26 protein-coding genes and 1 tRNA gene are annotated in these 24,396 nt (G+C 75.8%); 15 read left to right on the forward strand and 12 right to left on the reverse strand.

Annotated elements, in window-relative coordinates; translation table 11 throughout:
• Window positions 1–183 precede the first annotated feature (183 nt).
• Together IE321_RS24725 and IE321_RS24730 are read left to right on the forward strand one after the other, a co-directional pair.
• The gene (locus IE321_RS24725) at window positions 184–351 is read left to right on the forward strand and encodes a hypothetical protein (RefSeq protein WP_190224565.1); all 168 of its coding nucleotides are present in this window, start codon (window positions 184–186) and stop codon (window positions 349–351) included.
• Window positions 352–453: 102 nt separating this feature from the next.
• On the forward strand, window positions 454–2,274 hold the full coding sequence (locus IE321_RS24730; protein WP_190224566.1) for an alpha/beta hydrolase: 1,821 nt from the start codon (window positions 454–456) through the stop codon (window positions 2,272–2,274).
• Window positions 2,275–2,291: 17 nt separating this feature from the next.
• Here IE321_RS24730 and IE321_RS24735 read toward each other — a convergent pair whose 3' ends face one another.
• Window positions 2,292–3,509: a low temperature requirement protein A gene (locus tag IE321_RS24735; protein WP_190224567.1), complete on the reverse strand. Its 1,218-nt coding sequence runs from the start codon at window positions 3,507–3,509 to the stop codon at window positions 2,292–2,294.
• A 224-nt stretch (window positions 3,510–3,733) separates the two neighbouring features.
• On the opposite strand from IE321_RS24735, the gene IE321_RS24740 reads away from it, so the two are divergent.
• A complete protein-coding gene (locus IE321_RS24740) occupies window positions 3,734–4,150 on the forward strand; it encodes a hypothetical protein (RefSeq protein ID WP_190224568.1) in 417 nt (138 codons plus the stop codon).
• 7 nt (window positions 4,151–4,157) lie between these two features.
• On the opposite strand, the gene IE321_RS24745 is transcribed toward IE321_RS24740, so the two are convergent.
• Window positions 4,158–4,964, reverse strand: coding sequence for a helix-turn-helix domain-containing protein (locus IE321_RS24745; protein WP_190224569.1), 807 nt, complete (start codon window positions 4,962–4,964; stop codon window positions 4,158–4,160).
• A 105-nt stretch (window positions 4,965–5,069) separates the two neighbouring features.
• Here IE321_RS24745 and IE321_RS24750 point away from each other — a divergent pair, with 105 nt between their 5' ends.
• Both IE321_RS24750 and IE321_RS24755 read left to right on the forward strand, forming a co-directional pair.
• The gene (locus tag IE321_RS24750) at window positions 5,070–5,375 is read left to right on the forward strand and encodes a 4a-hydroxytetrahydrobiopterin dehydratase (protein WP_043231701.1); all 306 of its coding nucleotides are present in this window, start codon (window positions 5,070–5,072) and stop codon (window positions 5,373–5,375) included.
• Window positions 5,376–5,427: 52 nt separating this feature from the next.
• Window positions 5,428–6,174, forward strand: coding sequence for a class I SAM-dependent methyltransferase (locus IE321_RS24755; RefSeq protein ID WP_190224597.1), 747 nt, complete (start codon window positions 5,428–5,430; stop codon window positions 6,172–6,174).
• Here IE321_RS24755 and IE321_RS24760 read toward each other — a convergent pair.
• Both IE321_RS24760 and IE321_RS24765 read right to left on the reverse strand, forming a co-directional pair.
• Window positions 6,171–7,796: an ABC-F family ATP-binding cassette domain-containing protein gene (locus tag IE321_RS24760; RefSeq protein WP_190224570.1), complete on the reverse strand. Its 1,626-nt coding sequence runs from the start codon at window positions 7,794–7,796 to the stop codon at window positions 6,171–6,173. The genes IE321_RS24755 and IE321_RS24760 overlap by 4 nt on opposite strands.
• Before the next feature lie 196 nt (window positions 7,797–7,992).
• Window positions 7,993–8,799, reverse strand: coding sequence for an NmrA family NAD(P)-binding protein (locus IE321_RS24765; protein WP_190224571.1), 807 nt, complete (start codon window positions 8,797–8,799; stop codon window positions 7,993–7,995).
• A gap of 120 nt (window positions 8,800–8,919) precedes the next feature.
• Between IE321_RS24765 and IE321_RS24770 the strand changes: the two genes are divergently transcribed.
• Both IE321_RS24770 and IE321_RS24775 read left to right on the forward strand, forming a co-directional pair.
• On the forward strand, window positions 8,920–9,852 hold the full coding sequence (locus tag IE321_RS24770) for an AraC family transcriptional regulator (protein WP_190224572.1): 933 nt from the start codon (window positions 8,920–8,922) through the stop codon (window positions 9,850–9,852).
• Between the two features lie 173 nt (window positions 9,853–10,025).
• Window positions 10,026–10,961, forward strand: coding sequence for a class I SAM-dependent methyltransferase (locus IE321_RS24775; RefSeq protein ID WP_190224573.1), 936 nt, complete (start codon window positions 10,026–10,028; stop codon window positions 10,959–10,961).
• Between the two features lie 51 nt (window positions 10,962–11,012).
• Here the strand turns inward: IE321_RS24775 and IE321_RS24780 are convergent, their stop codons facing one another.
• The 4 genes from IE321_RS24780 to IE321_RS24795 all read right to left on the reverse strand — a co-directional run bounded on the left by IE321_RS24780 (window position 11,013) and on the right by IE321_RS24795 (window position 15,446).
• Window positions 11,013–11,492, reverse strand: a complete 480-nt coding sequence (locus IE321_RS24780) for an RICIN domain-containing protein (protein WP_051842903.1) — start codon at window positions 11,490–11,492, stop codon at window positions 11,013–11,015.
• A gap of 8 nt (window positions 11,493–11,500) precedes the next feature.
• Window positions 11,501–12,295, reverse strand: coding sequence for an aldo/keto reductase (locus IE321_RS24785; protein ID WP_190224598.1), 795 nt, complete (start codon window positions 12,293–12,295; stop codon window positions 11,501–11,503).
• 167 nt (window positions 12,296–12,462) lie between these two features.
• Window positions 12,463–14,304, reverse strand: a complete 1,842-nt coding sequence (locus tag IE321_RS24790; protein WP_226652778.1) for an AMP-dependent synthetase/ligase — start codon at window positions 14,302–14,304, stop codon at window positions 12,463–12,465.
• Between the two features lie 263 nt (window positions 14,305–14,567).
• Window positions 14,568–15,446: a LysR family transcriptional regulator gene (locus IE321_RS24795; protein WP_190224575.1), complete on the reverse strand. Its 879-nt coding sequence runs from the start codon at window positions 15,444–15,446 to the stop codon at window positions 14,568–14,570.
• Between the two features lie 380 nt (window positions 15,447–15,826).
• On the opposite strand from IE321_RS24795, the gene IE321_RS24800 reads away from it, so the two are divergent.
• The 3 genes from IE321_RS24800 to IE321_RS24810 are packed head-to-tail and all read left to right on the forward strand — an operon-like array spanning window position 15,827 to window position 17,908.
• Complete coding sequence (locus tag IE321_RS24800) at window positions 15,827–16,981, forward strand: bile acid:sodium symporter family protein (protein ID WP_190224576.1); 1,155 nt, start codon at window positions 15,827–15,829, stop codon at window positions 16,979–16,981.
• A 25-nt stretch (window positions 16,982–17,006) separates the two neighbouring features.
• Window positions 17,007–17,528: a cysteine hydrolase family protein gene (locus tag IE321_RS24805; protein WP_190224577.1), complete on the forward strand. Its 522-nt coding sequence runs from the start codon at window positions 17,007–17,009 to the stop codon at window positions 17,526–17,528.
• Complete coding sequence (locus IE321_RS24810) at window positions 17,525–17,908, forward strand: (2Fe-2S) ferredoxin domain-containing protein (RefSeq protein WP_190224578.1); 384 nt, start codon at window positions 17,525–17,527, stop codon at window positions 17,906–17,908. The genes IE321_RS24805 and IE321_RS24810 overlap by 4 nt, the downstream gene beginning before the upstream one ends.
• Window positions 17,909–17,915: 7 nt before the next feature.
• On the opposite strand, the gene fdhD is transcribed toward IE321_RS24810, so the two are convergent.
• Window positions 17,916–18,746, reverse strand: coding sequence for a formate dehydrogenase accessory sulfurtransferase FdhD (fdhD, locus tag IE321_RS24815; protein WP_043231212.1), 831 nt, complete (start codon window positions 18,744–18,746; stop codon window positions 17,916–17,918).
• Window positions 18,747–18,965: 219 nt separating this feature from the next.
• Here fdhD and IE321_RS24820 point away from each other — a divergent pair, with 219 nt between their 5' ends.
• The 5 genes from IE321_RS24820 to IE321_RS24840 all read left to right on the forward strand — a co-directional run bounded on the left by IE321_RS24820 (window position 18,966) and on the right by IE321_RS24840 (window position 22,497).
• The gene (locus tag IE321_RS24820) at window positions 18,966–19,910 is read left to right on the forward strand and encodes a beta-ketoacyl-ACP synthase III (RefSeq protein ID WP_043231214.1); all 945 of its coding nucleotides are present in this window, start codon (window positions 18,966–18,968) and stop codon (window positions 19,908–19,910) included.
• 124 nt (window positions 19,911–20,034) lie between these two features.
• Window positions 20,035–20,601, forward strand: coding sequence for a hypothetical protein (locus tag IE321_RS24825; protein ID WP_190224579.1), 567 nt, complete (start codon window positions 20,035–20,037; stop codon window positions 20,599–20,601).
• An 83-nt stretch (window positions 20,602–20,684) separates the two neighbouring features.
• Window positions 20,685–21,320: a class F sortase gene (locus IE321_RS24830; protein WP_043231218.1), complete on the forward strand. Its 636-nt coding sequence runs from the start codon at window positions 20,685–20,687 to the stop codon at window positions 21,318–21,320.
• 279 nt (window positions 21,321–21,599) lie between these two features.
• Window positions 21,600–21,687: transfer RNA gene (locus IE321_RS24835), tRNA-Leu, on the forward strand.
• 96 nt (window positions 21,688–21,783) lie between these two features.
• Entirely contained in the window at window positions 21,784–22,497 is a 714-nt protein-coding gene (locus IE321_RS24840; RefSeq protein WP_190224580.1) for a DUF4352 domain-containing protein, read from the forward strand.
• Here the strand turns inward: IE321_RS24840 and IE321_RS24845 are convergent.
• The 3 genes from IE321_RS24845 to IE321_RS24855 are packed head-to-tail and all read right to left on the reverse strand — an operon-like array spanning window position 22,457 to window position 24,196.
• Window positions 22,457–23,212 carry a class I SAM-dependent methyltransferase gene (locus IE321_RS24845; protein WP_190224581.1) on the reverse strand — a complete coding sequence of 252 codons (756 nt, stop codon included), beginning with the start codon at window positions 23,210–23,212 and terminating at the stop codon, window positions 22,457–22,459. The genes IE321_RS24840 and IE321_RS24845 overlap by 41 nt on opposite strands.
• 34 nt (window positions 23,213–23,246) lie before the next feature.
• Entirely contained in the window at window positions 23,247–23,687 is a 441-nt protein-coding gene (locus IE321_RS24850; RefSeq protein ID WP_051842821.1) for a hypothetical protein, read from the reverse strand.
• The gene (locus tag IE321_RS24855; RefSeq protein WP_229916527.1) at window positions 23,681–24,196 is read right to left on the reverse strand and encodes an ATP-binding protein; all 516 of its coding nucleotides are present in this window, start codon (window positions 24,194–24,196) and stop codon (window positions 23,681–23,683) included. Before IE321_RS24855 ends, IE321_RS24850 begins: the two co-directional genes overlap by 7 nt.
• Between the last annotated feature and the right edge of the window lie 200 nt (window positions 24,197–24,396).

The raw sequence follows: 24,396 nt of genomic DNA on the forward strand, positions 1-24,396 counted from the left end.
GGATCCGCCCCGCCACCGCCCCCGCGCGGCCCCGCCGGTCCGGCCGCACGGCGCGGGCCGGCGCCCCCGTCCCCGTACCCGCCCCGCGTCCGTCCTCGCACCGGCGGGTGGTGATGCGCTGCTGACGGGCCCCGCCCCCGGCAGCCCTTCCCACCCGACCCCGCACCCGCGAGGAGCACCGTCATGCCCACGGACCCGTACGCCGTCCTCCAGGCCCTGCTGCGCGCCGAGGCCGCCCGCGCCCGCCGCACCGCCGAGCCGCCGTCCGCACCGGCCCCCGCACCGGCCCCCGAACCGGCCGCGGAGCCGGTACCCGCCCCCGGCCCGGACCGCGAGCCGCCGGTCCGCTGACCGCCGGGATCCGGCCGCCCCGCGTCCCGGGGCGGCCGGATCCGTCGGGTCATCGGGGAATCCGATTTGCGGCCGCCCGTCCGGGCGTACGAGGCTGACCGGATGACCTCGACCGACCGGACCCCCCACCCCGCTCGGTCCCCTGACCCCGCCCCGGGCCCCGCGCCCGGACCCCGCACCCCCGCCGCCCCCGCCCCCCGAGCCGCCGACCGGTGCCTCGCCTTCGCGCGGCGCCCCTGCTGGGACCGGCCCGACCCCGCGTACCGGGTCCGCCGCTGGCCCGACCTCACCGCGCTCTGCCTGGCCACCGTCTTCTTCTGGTCGAGCCTCAGCCCCTCGCTGGTGCCCCGCCCCTGGTACCTCCAGGGCATCGTCGGAGGCATCACCGCCGCCATCGGCTACGCCCTCGGCTCCACCGTCGCCTGGCTCTTCCGGGCCGTCGTCCCCCGGCACCCGGGCGAGCGGGTCCGCGTCCGCTGCTGGCAGGCGTACTGGCTGCTCGCCCCGCTCGCCAGCCTCTGGCTCGTCTCCGAGTCCGCCCGCACCCAGCGCCGGCTGAGGGTCCTCCAGGACCTGCCGCCCTCGCTGACCTGGCACACCCCGATGATCGCGCTGATATCCCTCGCGCTGCTCGCCCTCGCCCTGCTCCTGGCCCGGCTGGTCCGGCTCGGCGCCGTCACCCTGATCCGGCTCCTCGGCAGGCTGCTGCCCAGGCCCGTCGCGTACGCCACCGGCGCGCTGCTCACCGCCCTCGCCGTCCTCGTCGGCGTCCGCGACATCGTCTACGACCGGGGGATCGTCGACGTCGCCGACCGCATCGCCGCCGCCACCAACGGCGGCACCAAGGCGGGCATCGAGCGGCCCGCCTCCCGCTTCGTCTCCGGCGGCCCCGGCTCGCTCCTCGGCTGGGACACCCTCGGCTACGAGGGCCGCAACTTCACCGGCTCCACCCCCACCCGGACCGCGCTCACCGCCTGGAGCGGGCACCCCGCCCGCGACCCCGTCCGCGTCTACGTGCCCTCCACCCCGCCGGTCGCCTTCGCCGACGACCGCCCCTTCGCCGCGCAGGCCGCGCTCGCCGTCCGCGAACTCGACCGCACCGGCGCCTTCGACCGGGCCGTCCTCGCCGTCGCCGGCACCACCGGCACCGGCTGGGTCGACCCGAACGTCGCCGAGGCCCTGGAGTACATGTACCGGGGCGACACCGCGATCGTCGCCGTCCAGTACTCCTACCTGCCGAGCTGGGTCTCCTTCCTCGTCGACAAGGAGAAGGCCGGCCAGGCCACCCGCGCCCTCGTCGACGCCGTCCGCGCCCGGCTCGCCACCCTGCCCGAAGGGCGCGGGCCGAAGCTGGTCGTCACCGGCGAGAGCCTCGGCGCCTACGCCGTCGAAGCCTCCTTCGGCAGCGTCGACGCCCTCCTCGCCGGCACCGACGGCGCCCTCCTCATGGGCCCGCCCGACTTCTCGCCGATCTCCCGCGAGCTGCGCCGCGACCGCGACCCGGCCAGCCCCGTGTGGCGCCCCGAGTACGACGGCGGCCGCCACGTCCGCTTCGGCCAGTTCCCGGCCGCCGACCTCGCCCGCCCGGCCGCCGCCTGGGAACACCCGCGCGTGGTCTACCTCCAGAACGCCTCCGACCCCGTCGTCTGGTGGTCGCCCGGCCTGCTCCTCGACCGGCCCCGCTGGCTGTCCAGGCCGCTCGGCCCGGACATCACCCCCGAGATCCGCTGGTTCCCCTTCGTCACCTTCTGGCAGACCTCGGTCGACATGGCGGTCTCGTACGGCGTCGACGCCCCGCACGGACACCGCTACGGCGCCGGAGCCGTCGACGGCTGGGCCGCCGTCGTCCCGCCCGAGGGCTGGACCGACGCCGACACCACCCGGCTGCGCGCCTACATCGGCCACCGCCGGGCCGCCTACTGACGGCCCGCCGGCTCCCGCTACGCCTCCGCGGGAGCCTTGGCCGGCGCCGTCGCCGGAGCGCCCGGCCGCCCGTGCGCGGTCAGCAGCCCCACCGTCGCCGCGGTCAGCGCGATCAGCGCCACGAGCCCCGGCACCAGGCCGACCAGCGGGCCCGCGAGCACCCCGCACACCCCGCCGGCCAGCAGCACCCGCGGCGGCCGGCCCGTGGAGCGCCACGCCAGCGCGGCCGCGCCCAGCAGGTAGACGCCCACGCCGCCCGTCAGCGACCAGGCCACCACCCCGTGCAGCGGCTCGGCGAGACCGTAGTGCCCGGTGTCGGCGACCTGCTGGAGGACCTTCTTCATGCCGAGCGCGCACAGCACCACGCCCGCCACCAGCGGCAGGTGCAGGAAGGTGTACGCGTCCCGGGCGAAGCGCGTGCGGTCGTCGCCGGCGAGCCCCGCGAGCCGGTGCTCCGCCGCCTCGCCCAGCCGCCGGAAGTACAGCCACCACAGGCTCGCCGACAGCAGCAGCCCGGCCGTCGCCGCGCCCAGCACCGCGACCGTCAGCGGGAAGCCCGACACCCCGACGCCCATGGCCACGATCGACTCGCCCAGCGCGATGATCACGATCAGTCCGTGCCGTTCGGCGAAGTGCCCGGGGGAGTTGACCCGCCAGCCCGACGAGCCCGTGACGTAGATCCCGCCGTAGTCCACCGCCACCGCGCCCAGCCACAGCAGCAGCTGGGTCCGGCCGGTGTACGCCGAGCCGGCCAGCAGCAGCGCGAGCGGCGGCAGCACCGACACCAGCGCGGTCCGCCGCAGCGTCCGGCGCAGCGCCGCGTCCCCCGGCGCGCTCACCCAGTACGAGACCAGGTGCAGCACCCGCACCGCGCCGTAGCAGAGCACGAACAGCAGCGCGGCCGGCAGCCCGCCGGGCTCGTCCGCGAACACCTCGGGCACCGCGAACGACACGATCAGGACCACGGCCATCACGGTCACCAGCACCCCGAAGAGCGCGCCCGAGTCGGCCCGCACCACATTGCCCAGCCAGGCGAAGCAGCACCAGCACCACCACAGCAGCGCGAGCACCACCATGCCGCCGACCATCCGCACCGGCGACGGCGCCGTCGCCATCAACGCCGTGACCTGCGTGATCGCATACACGAACACCAGGTCGAAGAAGAGTTCGGCGGGCGTCACCGCGTGATCGTCCGCCGTGGCCACCAGGCCCGCCCGCTGTCTGTCCCACGCCATCCGCGTGTCCTCCCCCGTGACCGGGCGGCACGCACCGCCCGGCGCGCACCCTACACACGGGGACCGACCCCGCGCGGGCCCTTCCGGACTCCGGCATGACCTCCCGGGTAATCGACCCGCCGCGGCCCCGGACGGCACGCTGTGGAGCACCGGAACCCGGGCGGCGCACTCCGCCCGGGCGCCGGCTCCCCGCCGCAACGACCCCTTCTGGAGGGTGATCCGTCATGTCCCAGGCCCTGCTCGCCGGTCTCGCCCGCACCACCCGTCCGCAGTCGATGGTCCGCCGCTTCCTCGCCCTCGACGCCGTGGTCACCGGGGCCAACGGCCTCGCCTACGCCCTCGCCTCCGGCCCGCTCGGCGAACTCCTGGGCGTGGACTCCGCCCTGCTCCTCGGACTCGGCCTCTTCCTCACGGCCTTCGCCGCCGGAGTCGGTTGGCTCGCGAGCCGCCCGCAGCCCCCGGCGCTCGCCGTGAAGCTCGTGGTGGACGCCAACCTGCTGTGGGCCGTCCTCAGCCTGGTCGCCCTCGCCGCCTGGCTGGACCCCACCACCGCCGGACTCGTCTGGACCCCGATGCAGGCCGGCACCGTCGCCGGCTTCGCCGTCCTCCAGTGGTCCGCGCTGCGCGCCGCCGGTCGCTGAGGGGCCGTCAGGCCTCCAGGGAGCGCAGGTACTCCACCGTCGCCGGGTCGGCCGGGAGCAGCGTCTCGATGGCCAGCTCGGCGACGGTCACGTCCATCGGCGTGTTGAAGGTCGAGATCGACGACACGAAGGACAGCACCCGCCCGTCGTGCTCGATCCGCAGCGGCAGCGCGAAGTACGGATACGGCTCCGGGTCCTCCACGTCGTCCGCCCCGGACGGCTCCGGCAGCGGATACGCCGTCACCTCCTCGTACACCGCGCGCAGCGCGTCCGAGCGGGCGAAGGCGATCTGACGCTCCATCTGGGCCAGCAGGTGCCCCCGCCACTCCCGCAGGTTGCGGATCCGGGGCGCCAGACCCTCCGGGTGCAGGGTGATCCGCATGACGTTCATCGGCGGCGTCAGCAGGTGCTCCGGCAGCCCGTCGAGCATCATCGCGATCGCCCGGTTGGCCGCGATGACCGTGTACGAGCCGTCCACCACGAGCGCCGGATACGGTTCGTACCCCTGGAGCAGCCGCGCGATGCCGTCCCGCAGCGTCTCCAGCTCCGGAGCGTCGAGCGTCGACTCCGCGTAGCGGGGGGCGTAACCCGCCGCCAGGAGGAGCGCGTTGCGGTCCCGGACCGGCACGTCCAGGTGCTCGGCGAGCCGGATGATCATCTCCTGGCTCGGCCGGGAGCGGCCGGTCTCGACGAAGGAGATGTGCCGGGCCGAGGAGTCCGCGCGCAGCGCCAGCTCCAGCTGGCTGAGCCGTCGCCGCTCGCGCCAGCCGCGCAGCAGCGGTCCGACGCCCGTGTCGCTCACGACTGTTGTCATGGGCAGACGGTATCCCAGAGGGGTGACCCGGGTACGTTCCCCCGGGGAGCGACGTCCGCACCACGTACCCCACCCCGCGCACCACCGACCGGAGGGAGCACCCCCGTGCCCACGCAGCCGCTGTCGCAGAAGGAGATCGAGGACCGACTGCGGGAGCTCCCCGGCTGGTCCGTCGAGGACGCCCGGCTGGTCCGCTCCTACCGGCTCCCCGACCACTTCGCCGCCACCGCCCTCGTCGTCCACGTCGCCCAGGTCCAGCAGGAACTGAACCACCACTCCGACCTGACGCTCGGCTACGACTCGGTCGCCCTCGCCGTCCACACCCACTCCGCCGGCGGCGCCCTCACCGAGAAGGACTTCGCCCTCGCCGAGCGCGTCGAGGCCATCGCCCCCGGCCACGGGGCCCACTGACCCCCCGTCACCCCCGGGCCCGCCCCGTACGATCCCCGGCATGGCGGACACCCTGCTCGACTACGAGACCGAGGCGGCCCACTACGACGAGACCCGCGGCGGCGTGCCCCGGGCCGGGGCGGCGGCCGCGGCCGTGCTGCGACTCGTGCCGCCCGGGGCCCGCACCCTGCTCGACCTCGCCTGCGGCACCGGCCTCGTCACGGAGCGGCTGGCCAGGCCCGGACTGCGGGTCCTCGGCGCCGACGCCGCCCACGCCCTGCGCCGGGCCGCCGCCGGGCGGCTCCCCGGCCGGGCGGTCCGCGCCGACGCCCGCCGGCTGCCCTTCCCCGACGGGAGCCTCGACGCGGTGTGCGCGGTGTGGCTGCTCCACCTGGTGCCGTTCACCGGGGAGATCGTCGCCGAGGCCGCCCGGGTGCTGCGCCCCGGCGGCGTCCTCGTCGTCACCGTCGACAAGGACGCCGCCCACGACGTCGGCAGCGACATCGACGCCCTGCTGCGGCCGCACCGCGCGGCCGGTGCCGCCCACGACCTGGCCGGGCGCGTCGACGCCCTCGCCGCCGCCCACGGCCTGGCCCCGGCCGGCACCACCGCCTTCACCGGGCACGGCCAGGGCGCCACGCCGACGTCCGTCGTCCGGAGGCTCCGCGCCGGTTACTACGCCTCCTGGTTCCGGGGCGACCGGGCCGCCACCGACGCCCTCGCCACCGCCCTGGCGGCCCTCCCGGACCAGGACCGCCCCCGCCGGGCCCCGGAGTACCGCCTCGCGGCGTACGCGAAGTCCGTGCCCGCCAGGCCCTAGCCGGCCGCCACGCGGCCCCCGGCCAGTTCGAGCGGGCGGCCGGCGAAGCGCCGGCGGAACTCCCGGTCGTGCGAGACCGCGACGACCGTCCCGGGGAACGCGGCGACGGCCTCCTCCAGCTCCTCCACGAGCGCGGGCGCCAGGTGGTTCGTGGGCTCGTCCAGGACCAGCAGGTCGGCGGGGCGGGAGACCAGCAGGGCCAGTTCCAGGCGGCGGCGCTGACCGGCGGAGAGCGCCGCCACCGGCACCGCCAGGTCCTCCTCGCGCAGCAGGCCCAGCGCCAGCAGCTCCCCGGCGTGGTCCTCGGGCGGCCCGGGCCGGCCGTCCGCCCAGACCGCGAGGGCGGTCCGGCGGGTGGGGGAGTGCGGCAGCTCCTGCGCGAGGTAGCCGACCCGGCCGGCCCGACGCACCACGCCCCGCTCCGGGGAGAGCTCACCGGCCAGCAGCCGCAGCAGCGTCGTCTTGCCCGCCCCGTTGGGCCCGGAGACCAGCACCCGCTCGCCGGACGCGATCCGCAGCCCGTCCACGGCGAGCCGGTCGCCGCAGCGGACCCCCTCCAGCTCGACCAGCACCTCCGCGAGCGGCCCGGCACCGGCGAACCGCCCGCCGAACCGCAGCGGTTCGGGCGGCGCGGCCACCGGCTCCCGCAGCAGCTCGTCGAGGCGGCGGCGGGCCGTCCGCACCTGCCCGGACAGCTTGTTCTCGCTGGACCGCCGGTGCTTGCCGAAGCCCTGACCGGGATCCCTCCCGGTCACGGCGAGCCGCCGCCCCGCCGCCGCGACGAGCTCCTCGGTGCGGGTCACCTCCTCCCGCCACTCCAGGTGCTCCTGGACCCGGCGGCGTCGCTCGGCGGCCTTCGCGGTCCGGTAGCCGGCCCAGCCGTCCCCGTACCGCAGCACGGTCCGCCGGTCCCGGTCGACCTCCAGGACCGTCGTGGCGAAGCCCTCCAGGAAGGCCCGGTCGTGGGTGACGACCAGGGCGGTGCCCCGGTGCGCGGCGAGCCGGGCGCGCAGCCAGTCGACGGCGTCCCGGTCGAGGTGGTTGGTCGGCTCGTCGAGCAGCAGCAGCTCGGCGCCGGAGGAGAGCACGCAGGCGAGCGCCAGCCGCGCCTGCTCGCCGCCGGAGAGCGTGGCGAGCGGCCGGTCGCCGGTGACGTGCCCGAGGCCGAGGGCGTGCAGGGAGGCGGCGGCCCCGGCGTCGGCGGTGTAGCCGCCGCGCTCCTCGAAGCGGTCGAGGAGCGTGCCGTACGCGGCCAGCTCCTCCGGCCCCGCCGTGCCGAGGCCCGCCTCGGCGGCCCGCAAGGCGGCTTCCAGGGCGCGCAGTTCGGCGAGGGCGAGGTCGACCGCGTCCTGGACGGTGTCGTCCGGGCCGACCGGATAGGTCTCCGGCAGCGTCTGGGCCAGCCGGGCGACGGAGCCGGGGAAGCGGACGAGGACCTCGCCCTCGTCGGGGGCCAGGCCGCCGTCGAGCAGCCGGAGCAGGGTGGACTTGCCGGAGCCGTTCTCGCCGACGACGACGGCCTTCTCGCCGGGGCGGACGGTGAACGACACCTGGTCGAGGACGCGGCGGTCCCCGAAGGAGACGCCGACGTGACGGAGGGAGAGCTGGGCGCGCTCGCGCATGGGTGGATTCCTCTGGGGGTTCGTGGAAGGAGGGCACACGAAACCGGCCCGTGGCCGCACCCGCGGCCGGACCGGTACCCGGAATCAGAGGAAGTAGTGGAACGTACCCATACGGCCAGGCTAACAGCCGGCCCGCGCCGGGGCCCGGGACTTTCGCCCCGGTCCCCGCCGCCCCGCCGACCGGGGCCCCGGGGGCTCAGCCCTCCGCCGCGAACCGCGCGAAGGAGCGCGGCTCGCGCCCCAGGACCCGCTTCACCCCGTCCGTCGGCTCGGCGTTGTGCCCGTCGAGCAGCGTCGCGAAGAGGTCCGCGAGCCACTCCGCCTCCGGGCGGGGGAGCCCGAAACCGGTCAGCAGCTCCGCGTACGCCTCCGCCGTCACGGACGTGTACGCCACCGGGCGCCCCGAGGCGCGGGACAGCTCCGCCGCCACCTCCGCGAAGGTCAGCGCCCGCGGGCCGGTCAGCTCGTGGACGAGCCCGGCGTGGGCGTCCGACAGCAGCGTCTCCACCACCACGTCCGCGAGGTCCGCCACGTCGACGAAGGGCTCCGGCGTGTCACCGGCCGGGAAGACCAGCTCGCCCGCCGCGACCCCCTCGGCGAGCAGCCCCTCGGTGAAGTTCTGCGCGAAGAACGCGCCCCGCACCACGGTCAGTTCGACCCCCGCCGCCGCCTCCCGCAGCGCCTCCTCCGCCGCGACGGCCGCCGGCTCGCCCCGCCCCGACAGCAGCGTCAGCCGCCGCACGCCCTCCCGTGCCGCCGCCGCGCCGAACGCGCCCATCGCCTCCGTCGCGCCCGGCGCCGCCAGGTCCGGGTAGTAGTTCACGTACGCCGCGTCCGCGCCCCGCAGCGCCGCCGCCCAGCCCTCCGGGGCCTCCCAGTCGAAGGGCACCGCGCCGGAGCGCGAGCCCTCCCGGACGGTGAGCCCGCGCGCCGCGAGCCGCTCCGCCACCCGGCGCCCGGTCTTGCCCGTCGCACCCGTCACCAGCACCGTACGGATCGTCATGGTGTGCTCCTCGCCGCTCGTTCGCACGTCCTTCGTGGATGACTCCAGACTCCCGTCCCGTGCCCCCGCCGCCCATGCTCCAGGGGCTCGCCGGCATACGCGTGCGTCTACGCTGCGGGCATGGACGCACTCGCCGGACTCCTCGACGGGCCCCGCGCCAAGGGCGCCTTCCTGCTGCGGATGGTGATGGACCCGCCGTGGTCCGTGCGGATCGAGGACGGCGCCCCGCTCTGCGTCATGTGCGTCACCGAGGGCGAGGCGTGGATCGCGCCCTCCTCGGGGGAGCCCGTGGCGCTGCGGCCCGGCGACATCGCCGTCCTGCGCGGACCGGAGCCGTACACCGTCGCCGACCTCCCCGACCGCCCGCCGCTGGCCCGCGTCGGGCCCGGCGGGGAGTGCACCACGCCGGCCGGCGAACCGCTCGCCGAGGCCATGAGCCTGGGGGTGCGGACCTGGGGCAACGCCCCCGACGGCGGCACCACCGTGCTCGTCGGCACCTACCAGATGGACGGCGAGGTCGGACGGCGCCTCCTCGACGCCCTGCCGCCCCTGGCACACCTCCCCGCCGACCTGTGGCGCTGCCCCCTGATGCCCTTCCTCGACGAGGAGATCGCGCGCGACGAACCCGGCCAGAGCGCCGTCCTCGACCGCGTCCTCGACCTGCTGCTCATCGCCGCCGTCCGCGCCTGGTTCGCCCGGCCCGGTGCCGAGGCGCCCGCCTGGTACCGGGCGATGGGGGACCCGGTCGTCGGCCGCGCCCTGCGCCTGCTCCACGACCACCCGGACCACCCCTGGACCGTCGCCTCCCTCGCCGCCAAGACGGGGGTGTCCCGGGCCGCCCTGTCCCGGCGCTTCACCGAACTGGTGGGCGAGCCCCCGATGACGTACCTCACCGACTGGCGCCTCGCCGTCGCCGCCGACCTCCTGCGCGACGGCGACGCCACCCTGGAGTCCGTCGCCCGCCGGGTCGGCTACGGCGGCGCCTTCGCCCTGAGCGCCGCCTTCAAGCGGGTGCGGGGCGTCAGCCCGCAGGAGTACCGGGCGGACGGCTGACGGAGGGGGAGGGGGCAGAGGGAAGACGGACGGGAAGCGGATCCGGGGCCGGCGGAGGGGGGCGGGTCGGGCCGGCGGAGGGGTGCGGGGCCGGGTGTCCGGGGCCGGCGACACGTTTGCCGTACCGGCAACTTTTCTCGCGTTTCCCGCGCGGTCCGGCGCAGGCTGGTGCCATGACCCAGCATCGCGCGCCCCACGCCCCGCACGCCCACGACCACGACCACGGCCCGGGCCACGCCCACCACGGCCACACGCACGGCGACGGCACCGAGCTCGACTGGGGCCGCCTCGCCCCGCTCCTGGAGAACCAGGCCGAGGTCGCCGGCACCGCCTACCGCGAGGCCGCCGCCTGGCTCGGCACCCTCGTCCCGGCCGCCGGAGTGCGCCGTCTGCTCGACGTCGGCAGCGGCCCCGGCGTCATCACCACCGTGCTCGCGGAGGCGTTCCCGTACGCCGAGGCCGTCGCCGTCGACGGCACCCCCGAGCTCCTGGAGCGGGCCCGCGCCCGCGCCGAGGCCCAGGGGCTCGCGGCCCGGGTCAGCACCCTGCGCGCCGAACTCCCCGAGGAGACCGGCAGCCTGGGCGAGGCCGACCTGCTGTGGGCCGGGAACTCCCTGCACCACATCGGCGACCAGGGCGCCGCGCTCGCCGACTTCGCCAAGCTGCTCCGCCCCGGCGGCCTGATCGCCCTCGTCGAGGGCGGCCTGGCCCCCCGTCACCTGCCCCGGGACATCGGCATGGGCCGTCCCGGCCTGGAGGCCCGCTTCGACGCCGAGCACGCCCACTGGTTCGCCCGGATGCGCGCCGAGCTGCCCGGCGCCGTGAGCGAACCGGACGACTGGCGCGCCCTGTTCACCGCCGCCGGACTCACCCCGGCCGGCACCCGCACCTTCCTCGTGGACGTGCCCGCGCCCGTGCCGCAGGTCGTCCGCGAGCTCGCCGTCAGCCACTTCGGGCGGCTCCGCGAGGGCCTCGGCGAGCACCTGGACGCCGAGGACCGCACGACCCTGGACCGGCTCCTCGACCCGGCCGACCCGCACTCCCTGCACCACCGCACGGACCTCTTCCACCTGACGGCCCACACGGTCCACACCGCCCGCAAGGGCTGAACCGCGCGGGCCGCCGCCCCCGCCGGGGCGCGGCCCGTCGGGATCAGGCCCTCAGGAGGACACCGGCTCCAGCCGCCACCACTGGTACGGCGAGTCGGTGTCCTCCCCCTGCCGGATGTCGGCGCCCTCGGCCGCCGACCCGTCCGCCACCTCCAGGAGCAGGCCGCTGACGAAGCTCACCAGCGCGACCGTCCCGGGCGCCTGGAGGTCCTGCTCGATGATCCACTCCTGGGCGCCGAAGTTGTTCGCCCGCCACTGCTGGACGAGCGCCCCCGGCTCCGTGGAGGCGTTCACCACGTCCAGCCGTTTCCCACTGGCCGCGTTGACCAGGTGGTAGAGCCCGCCGCCGTTCGGCACCGCCGACACCCGCCACGACTGCCCCGGGGCGTCCGAGGCGGCGCCCTGCTGCACCTTGGCGCCGCCGCGCCGCGAGCCCGCGTACACCTCCAGGAGCAGGCCGCTGCCCACGTTCCGCACCCGGTACAGCCCGTCCGGGACGGGGGCGGGGCCCCCGTCCGCCCTCCCCTTCACCCGGAGCCTCAGGCGCCGACGTTGAATTCCGCCGGGTTCGGGCCCAGCCGCCCGCCCTCGTCGAGCGCGGCGATCGCCGCCATGTCCTCCGGGTCCAGCTCGAAGTCGAAGACGTCGATGTTCTCCTGGATGCGGGACGGGGTCACCGACTTCGGGATCACCACGTTGCCCAGCTGGAGGTGCCAGCGGAGCACCGCCTGCGCGGGGGTCCGCCCGTGCTTGCGGGCGACGGCGACGAGCGCCGGCACGTCGAGCAGGCCCCGGCCCTGGCCCAGCGGCGACCACGCCTCGGTCGCGATGCCGAGCCGGGCGTGCAGCGCCCGGGACTCGGCCTGCGCCAGCTGCGGGTGCAGCTCGATCTGGTTCACCGCCGGCACGACCCCGGTCTCGGCCGTCAGTCGCTCCAGGTGCTCGGGGAGGAAGTTGGAGACGCCGATCGCCCGGGCGCGGCCCTCGGCGTGGATCTTCTCCAGCGCCCGGTAGGTGTCGACGTACGCGTCCTTGGCCGGCACCGGCCAGTGGATCAGGTACAGGTCGACGTGGTCGAGGCCGAGCCGCTCCAGGGAGGCGTCGAAGGCCCGCAGCGTGGAGTCGTACCCCTGCTCGCTGTTCCACAGCTTGGTGGTGACGAAGAGCTCCTCGCGGGGGATCCCGGAGGCGGCCACGGCCTCGCCGGTGCCCCGCTCGTTCTCGTAGATCGCCGCCGTGTCGATGGAGCGGTAGCCGGCCTCCAGGGCGGTGGCCACGGCCTTCGCCGCCTCGTCGTCCGGCACCTGCCAGACGCCGAAGCCGAGCTGCGGCATCTCCACGCCGTTGTTCAGGATGACCGAGGGGACCTTGCTGTCCGTGCTCACGTGGGATGGATCCTTACGTCGTCGTGGTCGTACGCGGACGGGCGCGCGAACGCCCGCCCCTTCGACTCCAACGATCACCCGCCCCGTCGCATTCCGCCGCGCGGGGCACGGTCCCGTCAGCCGTACAGCGCCTCGACCTCGGCCGCGTACGCCCGCTCGATCGCCTTCCGCTTCAGCTTCAGCGACGGGGTGAGCAGCCCGTGCTCCTCGCTGAAGGGATGGGCGAGGATCCGGAAGGTGCGGATCGACTCGGCCTGCGACACCAGCGTGTTCGCGGCCACCACCCCGCGCCGGATCTCCGTCTCCAGATCCGGGTCGCGGACCAGGTCGGCGGGGGAGAGCGGCGGCCGGCCCTGGATGGCGAGCCAGTGGTCCACCGCCTCCTGGTCCAGGGTGACCAGGGCCGCGATGTACGGGCGGTCGTTGCCGACGACCAGGCACTGGGCGATCAGCGGGTGCGCCCGGACCCGCTCCTCCAGCCCGGTCGGCGCCACGCTCTTGCCGCCGGAGGTCACCAGGATCTCCTTCTTCCGGCCGGTGATCGTCAGATAGCCCTCGGCGTCGAGCGCGCCCAGGTCGCCGGTGGCGAGCCAGCCGTCGTTGAGCACCGCCGCCGTGGCCGCCGGGTCGCCGAGGTAGCCGGAGAAGACCTGCCCGCCGTGCAGCCACACCTCGCCGTCCTCGGCGATGTGCACGGTGGTGCCCGGCACCGGCCGGCCCACCGTGCCGTACCGCACCCGGCCGGGCGGGTTCGCGGTGGCGGCGGCCGTCGACTCCGTCAGGCCGTACCCCTCGAAGACGGTGACGCCCGCGCCCGCGAAGAACAGTCCGGTCCTGCGGTCCATCGCCGAACCGCCCGACATCGCGTACCTGATCCGCCCGCCGAGCACCTCGCGGACCCGGCCGTAGACGGTCTTGTCGAAGAACTGGTGCTGCATCCGCAGCGCCGCCGACGGTCCCGGGCCCTGGCCGAACGCCTTGTGCTCCAGCGCCTCCGCGTACTTGACGGCCACGTCCACCGCCTTGTCGAAGACGGCGACCCGGCCGTCGCCCTCGGCCCTGCGGCGCGCCGCGTGGAAGATCTTCTCGAAGACGTACGGCACGGCGAGGACGAAGCTCGGCCGGAACGACACAAGGTCGGGCAGCAGCGCCGACGCGGTCATCGACGGCTGGTGCCCCAGCTTCACCCCGCCCCGCACGGCCGCGACCTCCACCATCCGCCCGAAGACGTGGGCGAGCGGCAGGAACAGCAGGGTGGACGCCTGGTCGCCGGGCCGTGAGCGGAAGACCGGCTCCCAGCCGGCGAGCAGCGCGTCGGTCTCGAACATGAAGTGGGCGTGGGTGATCACGCAGCCCTTGGGGCGGCCGGTGGTGCCCGAGGTGTAGATGACCGTGGCCATCGAGTCGGGGGTCACCGCCCGCCGGTGCCGCTGCACCACGTCCTCGTCGATGCCCTCCCCGGCGGCGGTCAGCTCGGCGACCGCGCCCGGCCCGGCGTCCTCGCCGGGATCGAGCTGCCACAGCCGCTGGAGCCTCGGCAGCCGGTCCACCACGGACCCGATGGTCATCGCGTGGTCCTCGTGCTCCACCACGCAGGCGGTGACCTCGGCGTCGTACAGCATCCAGTGGACCTGGTCGGCGGAGGAGGTCGGATAGACCGGCACGGGCTGGGCGCCGAGCGTCCACAGCGCGAAGTCGAAGAGCGTCCACTCGTAGCGGGTACGGGACATGATCGCGACCCGGTCGCCGAACCGCACCCCGTGCGCGACGAGGCCCTTCGCCAGCGCCAGCACCTCGTCCCGGAAGCGGGCGCAGCTCACGTCCTCCCAGCCCCCGTCGGCCGTCCGGCGCCCGAAGGCGATCGCGTCGGGGGTCTCGGCGGCGCGGGTGAAGACGGCGTCCGCCAGGCCGCCGCTGAGCGGGGCCGCCTCGACGGGCGGCACGGTGAACTCACGCACGGACCAGCTCCTCCCTCGACGGCTCGGTGGCTGAAAGGGGCCGCTGAGTGGGCTGCGGCGCCGTGACCGTACCCCACCCGGAGCGGCTGCGGCAGGACCTTCACCAAGCCGCGACATTCCCCGTTCGCACAGGTCAGGGCAGGTGAGGCGGCAAATGGAGGCCGGAGGGGGGTGGTTGCGTACCGTCCGGTAGGTCCGTACGGCCCGAAGTCTCCACGGAATCTGTACCGCCCGCGCACGCCCCCGCCCCCGGCCGGTATCGGTCAGTCCTGGCGCCGCAGCCCGTCGCCGCCCTCCAGGATCGCCTCCGCCAGCGCGTCCGCCGCCTCCTGCGTCGCCCCGCCGCGCCGCCCCGCGCGCAGGACGAAGTCGACCTCGCCCAGCTCCGGCAGCCCCGACCGCGCCGGTACGGGCACGAGCCCGGGCGGCACCAGGCCGCGCGTGTGGGCCATCACGCCGAGCCCCGCGCGGGCCGCCGCCACGTTGGCGCTCAGGCTGGAGCTCGTGCAGGCGATCCGCCACGACCGGCCCTGCGCCTCCAGGGCCGCGAGCGCCCGCGCCCGGGTGATGCCCGGCGGCGGGTAGAGGATCAGCGGCACCGGCCGCTCCGGGTCGAGCCGCAGCCCCGGCGCCCCGATCCAGACCAGCGCGTCGCTCCACACCGGCACCCCGCCCGCGCCGTCCCCGTCCGCCCCGGCCCCCCGCTTCGCCAGGATCAGATCGAGCCGGCCGGCCGCGAGCCGCGCCTGGAGCGTCCCCGACAGCTCGACGGTCGGCTCCAGGTCCACCTCGGGGTGGGCGCGCCGGAACGACTCCAGGATCTCCGGCAGCCGGGTCGCCACGAAGTCCTCCGAGGCCCCGAACCGCAGCCGGCCGCGCAGCCGCGTCCCGGTGAAGAAGGCCGCCGCCCGCTCGTGCGCCTGGAGGATCGTGCGGGCGAAGCCCAGCATCGCCTCCCCGTCCCCGGTCAGCTCCACGCTGTGGGTGTCCCGGACGAAGAGCGGCCGCCCGGTCGCCTCCTCCAGCCGCCGCACGTGCTGGCTGACGGTCGACTGCCGCACCCCCAGCCGGAGGGCGGCCCGGGTGAAGGACAGCGTCTGGGCGACGGCGAGAAAGGTGCGCAACTGCGCGGGCTCGTACACGCCGGCGACGTTATCGCGGAACGTGATGACAGTCAGTGCGCTGTACGGGATTCCCGATGACGCCCGCGTGGACCAGGATGGACACCACAGCACCCGACGCGGCGGCCCGGGTCCCACGCCGGGGCACACTGCCGGGACGTGCCCCGACGGCCACGCCCGCCGGCGCGCCGGGACCGGCCCTGGCGGCCCGGGCCGGTCCGACCCTGCCCCGAACCCGACCCGTCCGACCCCGACCCGTCCGGCCCCGGGCAGCGCCCCGGATCCGACCCGAGGTCCCAGACAGCCGCCCGCCGCCGGCCGCCGCCCTTCCCGGCGACGCCCCGACCCGCCCCCGTACCCCCGACCCGCCCCCGTACCCCCGACCCGCCGCGAGTGGAGCCATGAACCGACGACCCCTCCTGCCCTCCTGGCTGCCGGTCGACGGCTACGTCCTCGCCCTGCTCGGGACCGTCGGCCTCGCCGCGCTGCTGCCCGCCTCCGGAGCGGCCGCCACCGCCGCCGAGTCCGCGGCCACGGGCGTCGTCGCGCTGCTGTTCTTCCTGTACGGGGCCCGGCTCTCCACCCGCGAGGCGCTCGACGGGCTGCGGCACTGGCGGCTCCACCTCACCGTCCTCGGCGCCACCTTCCTCGTCTTCCCGCTGCTCGGCCTGGCCGCCCGCGGCCTCGTGCCGGGGATCCTCACCCCGCAGCTGTACGGCGGCTTCCTCTTCCTCTGCCTGGTCCCCTCGACCATCCAGTCCTCCATCGCCTTCACCTCGATCGCCCGGGGCAACGTCCCCGCCGCGATCTGCGCCGGCTCCTTCTCCTCGCTGGCCGGGATCGTGCTGACCCCGCTGCTCGCCGCCGCCCTGCTCGGCGGCGACACCGGCGGCCTCTCCGCCGACGCGGTCCTGCGGATCGTCCTCCAGCTCCTGGCGCCCTTCCTCCTCGGCCAGGTCCTGCGCCGCTGGGTCGCCGGCTTCCTGGTCCGCCACAAGAAGGTGCTCGGGTACGTCGACCGGGGCTCGATCCTCCTCGTCGTCTACACCGCCTTCAGCCAGGGCATGGTCGCCGGGATCTGGCACCTGGTGACCCCCGGCCGGCTCGCCCTGCTGCTCGCCGCCGAGGCCGTCCTGCTCGCCCTGATGCTGGCCCTGACCTGGTACGGGGCGGGCCGCCTCGGCTTCGGCCGGGCCGACCGGATCGCCATCCAGTTCGCCGGCTCCAAGAAGAGCCTCGCCGCCGGCCTGCCCATGGCGAGCGTCCTCTTCGGCGCCCACGCCTCGCTCGCCGTGCTCCCCCTGATGCTCTTCCACCAGATGCAGCTCATGGTCTGCGCGGTCCTCGCCAAGCGCCGCGCCCGCGACCCGGAAGCCACCGACGGCCAGACCGCGGGCGGAGAGGGCGTGGACGGAGCGGCCGCCGACGGGCAGCCCGGCGCCGGAGCGGCCCGGACCGCCGCACCCGGCCACCCGGACGCACCCGGCCGCCCGGGCGCCACTCCCACCCCCGCTCCCGGCCGTGACCGGATCGCGCCACCGGCCCCGCCGCGGTGATCATCCGGGCGGCTACCGTGCTCCCATGCCCTCACTCGATCCCGGCCGCACCGCGCTCCTCCTCGTCGACCTGATGGAGCGGATCGTCGCGCTGCCGCTCGCCCCCCGTCCCGGTACCGACCTCCTCGCCGCCGTCGGCCGGCTCGCCGCGGCCTTCCGTGCCGCCGGCGCGCTCGTCGTCCACATCCGCGTCGAGCGGCCCGGCGTCCCCGCCCAGCCGCCCGGCAGCGACCTCGTGCCCGACCTGCCGCGCGAGGGCGAGCCGGTCGTCGTCAAGCGCACCATCGGCGGCTTCCAGGACACCGGCCTGCACGAGGTGCTCAGCGGCCTCGGCGTCCGCACCCTCGTCCTCGCCGGGATCGCCACCAACCTCGGCGTCGAGTCCACCGCCCGCGCCGCCGCCGACCTCGGCTACGACCTCGTCTTCGCCGAGGACGCCATGACGGCGCTCACCGCCGACGAGCACCGGGCCTCCGTCGACCTCGACTTCCCCCGCCTCGGCACCGTCGCCACCGTCCCCGGGATCACCCTGGACGGCCGCGGATGAGCCGCGTCCCGATACGGTACGGGGCCCGCCCCTGCTCCCTCGTCGTCTGCCGGGGGTGCTGTTGCGGAGACCCCCGCAAGAACCCCGGCACCGACCACGCCGCCCAGCTCGACCGGCTCCGTGCCGCCGCCGCGGCCTCCGGCGGGAAGCTCGCCGTCCGCACCAGCGACTGCCTCGGCCCCTGTGCCCAGGCCAACATCGTGGTCATCCAGCCCTCCACCGAGGGCCGCAGGCGCGGCGGCCGGGCCGCCTGGATCGGATTCAGCCTCGACGACGACTGCCTCGACGACATCCTGGCCTGGACCGAGGCCGGCGGCCCCGGCCTCGCCCCGCCCCCGGCGACCCTGGCCCTCCAGATGATCGACCCGCCGAAGAACTGAGGAAGGACTAAGGCAGCGCGATCCGGTGCTCGCCCGCGTACACGTTCATGTCCGGCCCCCGCAGGAAGCCGACCAGCGTCAGGCCCGTCTCCGCCGCCAGGTCCACCGCGAGCGAGGACGGCGCGGACACCGCGGCGAGCACCGGGATCCCCGCCATCACGGCCTTCTGCGCCAGTTCGAAGGAGGCCCGGCCCGAGACCAGCAGCACCGCCCGGTCCAGCGGCAGCAGGTCCTCCCGCAGCGCCCGCCCGACCAGCTTGTCCACCGCGTTGTGCCGTCCCACGTCCTCCCGTACGTCCAGCAGCTCGCCGTCCTCCGAGAAGAGCGCCGCCGCGTGCAGCCCGCCGGTCGTGTCGAAGACCTTCTGCGCGGCCCGCAGCCGGTCCGGCAGCGCGGACAGGAGCGCGGGGGAGACGCGTACCGGGGGAGTGTCGGCGATCGGGAAGCGGGCCGTGGTCCGCACCGCGTCCAGGCTCGCCTTGCCGCACAGCCCGCACGAGGACGTCGTGTAGACGTTCCGCTCCAGCGTGATGTCGGGGACGACGACCTCGGGGGCCAGCTTCACGTCCACCACGTTGTACGTGTTGGTCCCGTCCTCCTTCGCCCCCGCGCAGTACACGATGGACCGCACGTCGGCGGCCGAGGCGAGCACGCCCTCGCTCACCAGGAAGCCCGCCGCCAGCGCGAAGTCGTCGCCGGGCGTCCGCATCGTGATCGCGATCGGCCGTCCGTTCAGCCGGATCTCCAGCGGCTCCTCCGCCACCAGCGTGTCCGGCCGCGCGCTCACCGCCCCGCCCCGGATCCGCGTGACCCGCCGTCGCTCGGTGACCCGTCCCATCCCCGCCGCCTTCGATTCTTCCGGTGTTCCTGCCCCTGACCCCGCCATTCTCCGCCACCCCCGGATTCCGCGCCCGAACCGGTGCGGCGCCTGACCCCTTGTCGCGGTCGGCCAAGCGACTCGGGGGAATCTTGGTGGTTTACGTCACCTGTTACCCATGAGTCGCTGGCAAGACTGGGTGGTTCCTGCCGCTGAACGAACCATCGAGGGGGTCCCGGGATGACGGGCACTCGCATCGCCGCGCTCGGGCACTACCAGCCCGCCAAGGTACTGACCAACCACGACCTGGCCGAGCTGGTCGACACGAGCGACGAGTGGATCCTCAGCCGGGTCGGCATCCGCACGCGGCACGTCGCCGGGCCCGAGGAGCCGGTCGACGAGCTCGCCGCGCACGCCGCGGGCAAGGCGCTCGCCGCCGCCGGGCTGGCCCCCGGCGACATCGACTACGTCATCGTCGCGACCTCCACCGCGATCGACCGCTCGCCCAACACCGCCGCCCGGGTCGCCGCCCGCCTCGGCATGGGCTCGCCCGCCACCCTCGACCTCAACGTGGTCTGCGCCGGCTTCACCCACGCGCTCGCCACCGCCGACCACGCGGTCCGCGCGGGCGCCGCCCGCCGCGCCCTGGTCATCGGCGCCGACAAGATGACCGAGATCACCGACTGGTCGGACCGCACCACCTGCGTCCTCACCGGCGACGGCGCGGGCGCCGTGATCGTCGAGGCCACCGAGACCGACACCGGCGCCATCGGCCCCGTGCTGTGGGGCTCGGTCCCCGAGATGGGCCACGCCGTCCGCATCGAGGGCACCCCGCCCGTCTTCGCCCAGGAGGGCCAGAGCGTCTACCGCTGGGCCACCACCAAGCTCCCGGCCCTCGCCCGCGAGGCGTGCGCCCGTTCCGGCATCGCCCCCGAGGACCTGGCGGGCGTCGTCCTCCACCAGGCCAACCTGCGGATCATCGAACCCCTCGCCGCCAAGATCGGCGCCGTCAACGCCATCGTCGCCCGGGACGTCGTCGACTCCGGCAACACCTCCGCCGCCTCCGTGCCGCTCGCCCTCGCCAAGCTCGTCGAGCGCGGCGAGCTGCCCTCCGGCGCCCCCGTCCTCCTCTTCGGCTTCGGCGGCAACCTCTCCTACGCGGGCCAGGTCGTCCGGATCCCCTGAGCGCGGGGCCCGGCTGCTCCGTTCGGCGGAGCGCGAGGGGGAGCCCGGTGGCGGCTCCCCCCGGGCGCGCCTAGCTTCGATCGCGGTGGGGGTCTCCCCGCCCCGCCGCGAACCGGAGGACCGCATGCGCGCGATACGTACCGCTTCCGCCGCCCTGCTCGCCACCGCGGCCGTGGCACTGTCCGCCCCCGCGGCCCTCGCCGGCGACGACCCGGGCGCCGACCCCGGCACCGGCCGGAACATCACCTCCTTCGGCTTCTCCGTCACGCCCCGGACCGTCGCCCCCGGCGGCACCGTCACGCTGACCTCCGACGGCTGCGAGGTGTCGTCGGTGACCGTCACGTCGGGGATCTTCGACACCGTGACCCTCACCGAGGGCCGTCCGGGCACCGCGACCGTCGACATCGACGCCAAGGCGGGCGCCGAGTACGAGATCGCCTTCGACTGCAAGGGCGAGCGCGGCACCACCACCCTCACCGTGGACCACGGCACGGCCCCGCCCCCGGCCCCGGTCACCCCGCACCCTCCGCGGCCCCCGCACAAGGGCGTCAAGGCGGGCTTCGGCGGCTCCACCGGCTCGGACGCGCTGGGCACCGCGGAACTGGCGGCCGGCGGCGTCCTCATCGCCGCCGCGGCCGGCACCGCCGTCGTCCTCACCCGCCGCCGCGGCCGGACCGGCGGCCGCCCCTGAGACGGCCCCTCCGTCCCGGTGTGACGAGGTCCGGGACGGAGGGGCGACCACGCGACGACCCGAGACGAGGCAGGAGGCCCGAGGTGGTGGAGGGCGCGCACGGCCGGCGCGGCGCCTGGGGCGTCGTCGCGATCCTCCTCCTCACCGGCGTCCACCTCGTCCGCGGCGGTACGCAGGAGCTCACCGCGGCAGGACCCCCGCGGCCCCTCGCGGCGGACGCCCCGGCCCCGGCCGCGCCTCCGCCCCCGGCCCGCGCGGCCCTGCCGGCCTCCGCCCCGCTCGCCGTCGCCATCCCGGCGATCGGCGTGGACGCGCCGCTCACCCGGGTCGGCCTGGACGCGGACGGCTGGCTGGAGGCCCCGCCGCCGGAGCACCCCGACCGGGCCGGCTGGTACGGGGGCTCGGTCACCCCCGGGGAACCCGGCACCGCCGTCCTCGCCGGTCACGTCGACACCCCCGCGGGCCCCGCGGTCTTCCACGCCCTCGGCGCCCTGACCCGCGGCCGCGTCGTCGAGGTCCGCCGGGCCGACGGCCGCACCGCCGTCTTCACCGTCCACGCCGTGGAACTCGTCCCCAAGGACGGCTTCCCCGCCGACCGCGTCTACGCCTCCACCCGCACCCCGGAACTCCGCGTCATCACCTGCGGCGGCGCCTACAGCCGCGCCACCGGCTACACCGGCAACGTCGTGGTCTCCGCCCGCCTCACCGCCGTCCGCTGACCTGACGAATTCCGGACACCCGCTGGCCTGGACCAACCCCCCGGGGCCATCGTGGTACCCGGAGCAGGCGTCGGGGGGCGCCGGGCTCCCGGCCGCCACGGCGGCATCCCCGGGGATGGGCGGTCCCCGTGCGCCCGGTCGTGACCCGGGGTCCGCCGGCGCACGGGCCGCCCCCTCCACCACCCCCGACTGACCACGGAAAACGCCGGTGAAAGCGCCCGCCAACCCCTGGTAGAGTTATCCATGTCGCCGCGGGGAACACCCGCGAACACACACCCTGTCCGGGTGGCGGAATGGCAGACGCGCTAGCTTGAGGTGCTAGTGCCCTTTATCGGGCGTGGGGGTTCAAGTCCCCCCTCGGACACCACACGGAAAGCGCCGGTCGATGACTTCATCGACCGGCGCTTTCCGCATGCGCCGCCTAATCTGAGGACAACCCTCTCGGGGACTGCGGAGGCGTGCCATGGGCGACGCGAACGGTTCCGGTCCCGGGCGGCCGCCCCACGGCGGCGCACCACCGTCGGGGCCGCCCGCCGGCCCCCCGCCCGGCCCGCTGAGCGGACCGGGCGCCTCACCTCCCGGCCGCCGCCGGTGGCTGCTCGCGCTGATCGGGGTGATGGTCCTCGCCGTCGGCGTCGCCGGCCTCCTGGTCGGCACGGGCGCCTTCGGCGACGACGACCCGGGAGGGGGAGCCACGGCCTCCACGACGCCGCCCGCGCCCCCGGCGTCCGCGCCGCGCGAGACCCCCGTCCGCTCGCCGTCCGCCGAGCCCGCCGCCGAGGGCCTGCTGCCCTTCGGTACGACCCACCGGTACGCCGACGGGGTCGAGGTGACCGTGTCGGCGCCGGAGCGGTTCACGCCGGCCGAGGGCGCGGCCGGGCACAAGGCGGAGAACACCGCGGTGAAGGTGGACGTGACCGTCCGCAACGGCTCCGGCGAACGGCTCAAGCTGGTGACGGTGCAGGTCCAGGGGCGGGACGGCGACGGCCGGGAGGTCGCCGGGGTGTTCGACGCGGAGCAGGGGATCCTGCCGCTCGACGGGGACCTGCTGCCCGGGCGCAGGGCCGTGGCCGCCTACGCCTTCGACGTCCCGCCCCGGTCCGGGGACGTGCTGGAGGTGGGCGTGACCGTCGGCTTCACCGGCGACGAGGCGCAGTGGAGCGGCCCCCTTCCCTGACCTCCCGGACCTTCCGCGCCACCACCAGCCGGCAGTGCGGGCCGCCGTCGTCGCGGGTGCCGAAGTCGGGGAGGGGCTGGTGGGTGACCTCGTAGCCCGTCTCCTCCAGGAGGGCGCGGACGTCGGAGAGGCGGAAGGTGCGGTAGTACATGACGAAGGGCGGGCGCCAGACGGCGTTGCGGACGCGCATGGCCGCGTCGAAGGCCCAGAGGGTCCAGTAGGCGCGGGAGCCGACCGGGGGCGGGGCCGGGAGCGGGAAGGCGAGCAGGCCGCCGGGGCGCAGGGCGGCGTGGACCTGGGCGAAGAGGACGCGCTGGGCGGCGGGCAGGAAGTGGCCGAAGGCGCCGAAGCTGACCGCCAGGTCGAAGGAGGCGGTGAAGGGGAGGGCGAGGGCGTCGGCGCGGACCAGCGTCGCGGCGGGGTCCCGGCGGCGGGCCTCGGCCAGCATGTTCGCGCTGAAGTCGACGCCCGCGACCCGGCCCGCGCAGACCGAGCGGAGGACGGGGAGGCCCGCCCCGGTGCCGCAGCAGACGTCCAGGCCCGCGTCGAAGGGGCCCAGCTCCTCCAGGGCGCGGGCCACCGCGGTGAGGATCCGGTCCGGGGTGCGGAAGGGCGTCGCGTCGAACTTCGGGGCGAGCAGGTCGTAGCCGTGCTCGACCGAGGACAGCGCCTGGGCGGTCAGTTCGCGGAGGGTCGGGCCCTGCGGGGTGAACATGGGGCCGACTCTACGCAGCCGGGGGCCCGGACCGTCACAGGGCGCTGCGCACCTGCGGTGCCGGCCAGGCCGGGGCGATGCCGGTGAGCTGGCAGGTCAGCAGGTAGAGCGGGATCGGCGGGGTGTAGGGCGAGGTGCCGTCCGGGTGGTGGATCAGGCGAGGGGAGCGGTCGGGGATCTCGGCGCCGGGGGCGTAGCAGGCGGGCAGCGGCCAGACCAGGTCGAGGTCGGAGCGGGCCGGGACGAGCCACCACCACCAGTCGGTGTCGGCGTACACGCAGCCCTTGGCGGGGAGCCGGGAGAGGATCTTGAAGCCGAAGCGGGCGGGGACGCCGACGGCGTCGCAGCCGAGTCCGGTGTTCAGGCCGACGGGGACCGTGAGGCGGGTGGCGGTGAGGGAGGGTCCGCGGCCGGGGCCGTTCTCCGGGGAGCGGCGGGCGCGGGGGACGAGCAGGGTGGTCATCGACTTCAGCATGGCTCCCCCAGGTGGTGCGGGAGTTCCGCCCAGACGATCTGCGCCGTGCCGTGTCCGGTGCGCTCGGCGCCCCAGGACGCGCACAGCGCGTCGACGATGAGGAGGCCGCGGCCGCGCTCGTCCGCGCCGCAGTCGCGGATCCGGGGGCCGGCGGGGCCGCCCTCGTCGCGCACGGCGATGCGGAGGGCGTCGGCGCCCTGGCGGAGTTCGCAGACGATCCGGCTGCTCGCGGTGTGCAGGACCGCGTTGGTGACCAGTTCCGAGACGACCAGGGCGGCCGTGTCGCGTATCTCCGGTCCGCGGCCCCAGAGGACCAGCCGCTCCTCGGTGAGGCGGCGGGCGCGGCCCACGGACTCGGTGCGGGCGGGCAGCTCGAAGGCGAAGCGGTGGAGGGGGTCGCGGTGGTACGGCTCGCGGTGGTGGGGGTCCCGGTGCGGCTCGCGGTGGGGATCCCGGTACAGGGGGTCGTGGTGGGGCTGGGGGCGCTGGGCCATGACTCGGGAGCTCATGAGACCTGAGGGCTGCGCGTTACCAGAAGCCACGACCGGTTCCTCACAACAGTGGGCAGGGCTGCCGTACGTCACTGTCGCCGGGGCGCGGGGGCGCACCGGCGGCAGTCTGTACTGGTTCACCGGAACACTGTCCTCCTGACTCGGACACTTGGCAAGTGGCACTCTGAAAATTGCAGAGTGCCGTGTTCTCTCTGGCC

Source organism: Streptomyces hydrogenans, from assembly GCF_014656075.1.
Taxonomy (GTDB): Bacteria; Actinomycetota; Actinomycetes; order Streptomycetales; family Streptomycetaceae; genus Streptomyces; species Streptomyces hydrogenans.

Bases quoted from the DNA above. Each gene is read 5' to 3' on its own strand.
- IE321_RS24735 (WP_190224567.1), bottom strand. From the start codon at position 3,509: ATGGCGTGGGACAGACAGCGGGCGGGCCTGGTGGCCACGGCGGACGAT.
- IE321_RS24770 (WP_190224572.1), top strand. From the start codon at position 8,920: ATGGACGCACTCGCCGGACTCCTCGACGGGCCCCGCGCCAAGGGCGCC.
- IE321_RS24775 (WP_190224573.1), top strand. From the start codon at position 10,026: ATGACCCAGCATCGCGCGCCCCACGCCCCGCACGCCCACGACCACGAC.
- IE321_RS24825 (WP_190224579.1), top strand. From the start codon at position 20,035: ATGCGCGCGATACGTACCGCTTCCGCCGCCCTGCTCGCCACCGCGGCC.
- IE321_RS24785 (WP_190224598.1), bottom strand. From the start codon at position 12,295: ATGCCGCAGCTCGGCTTCGGCGTCTGGCAGGTGCCGGACGACGAGGCG.
- IE321_RS24850 (WP_051842821.1), bottom strand. From the start codon at position 23,687: ATGCTGAAGTCGATGACCACCCTGCTCGTCCCCCGCGCCCGCCGCTCC.
- IE321_RS24820 (WP_043231214.1), top strand. From the start codon at position 18,966: ATGACGGGCACTCGCATCGCCGCGCTCGGGCACTACCAGCCCGCCAAG.
- IE321_RS24725 (WP_190224565.1), top strand. From the start codon at position 184: ATGCCCACGGACCCGTACGCCGTCCTCCAGGCCCTGCTGCGCGCCGAG.
- IE321_RS24810 (WP_190224578.1), top strand. From the start codon at position 17,525: ATGAGCCGCGTCCCGATACGGTACGGGGCCCGCCCCTGCTCCCTCGTC.
- IE321_RS24840 (WP_190224580.1), top strand. From the start codon at position 21,784: ATGGGCGACGCGAACGGTTCCGGTCCCGGGCGGCCGCCCCACGGCGGC.
- IE321_RS24765 (WP_190224571.1), bottom strand. From the start codon at position 8,799: ATGACGATCCGTACGGTGCTGGTGACGGGTGCGACGGGCAAGACCGGG.
- fdhD (WP_043231212.1), bottom strand. From the start codon at position 18,746: ATGGGACGGGTCACCGAGCGACGGCGGGTCACGCGGATCCGGGGCGGG.
- IE321_RS24740 (WP_190224568.1), top strand. From the start codon at position 3,734: ATGTCCCAGGCCCTGCTCGCCGGTCTCGCCCGCACCACCCGTCCGCAG.
- IE321_RS24855 (WP_229916527.1), bottom strand. From the start codon at position 24,196: ATGAGCTCCCGAGTCATGGCCCAGCGCCCCCAGCCCCACCACGACCCC.
- IE321_RS24845 (WP_190224581.1), bottom strand. From the start codon at position 23,212: ATGTTCACCCCGCAGGGCCCGACCCTCCGCGAACTGACCGCCCAGGCG.
- IE321_RS24800 (WP_190224576.1), top strand. From the start codon at position 15,827: ATGAACCGACGACCCCTCCTGCCCTCCTGGCTGCCGGTCGACGGCTAC.
- IE321_RS24760 (WP_190224570.1), bottom strand. From the start codon at position 7,796: ATGCGCGAGCGCGCCCAGCTCTCCCTCCGTCACGTCGGCGTCTCCTTC.
- IE321_RS24745 (WP_190224569.1), bottom strand. From the start codon at position 4,964: ATGACAACAGTCGTGAGCGACACGGGCGTCGGACCGCTGCTGCGCGGC.
- IE321_RS24730 (WP_190224566.1), top strand. From the start codon at position 454: ATGACCTCGACCGACCGGACCCCCCACCCCGCTCGGTCCCCTGACCCC.
- IE321_RS24805 (WP_190224577.1), top strand. From the start codon at position 17,007: ATGCCCTCACTCGATCCCGGCCGCACCGCGCTCCTCCTCGTCGACCTG.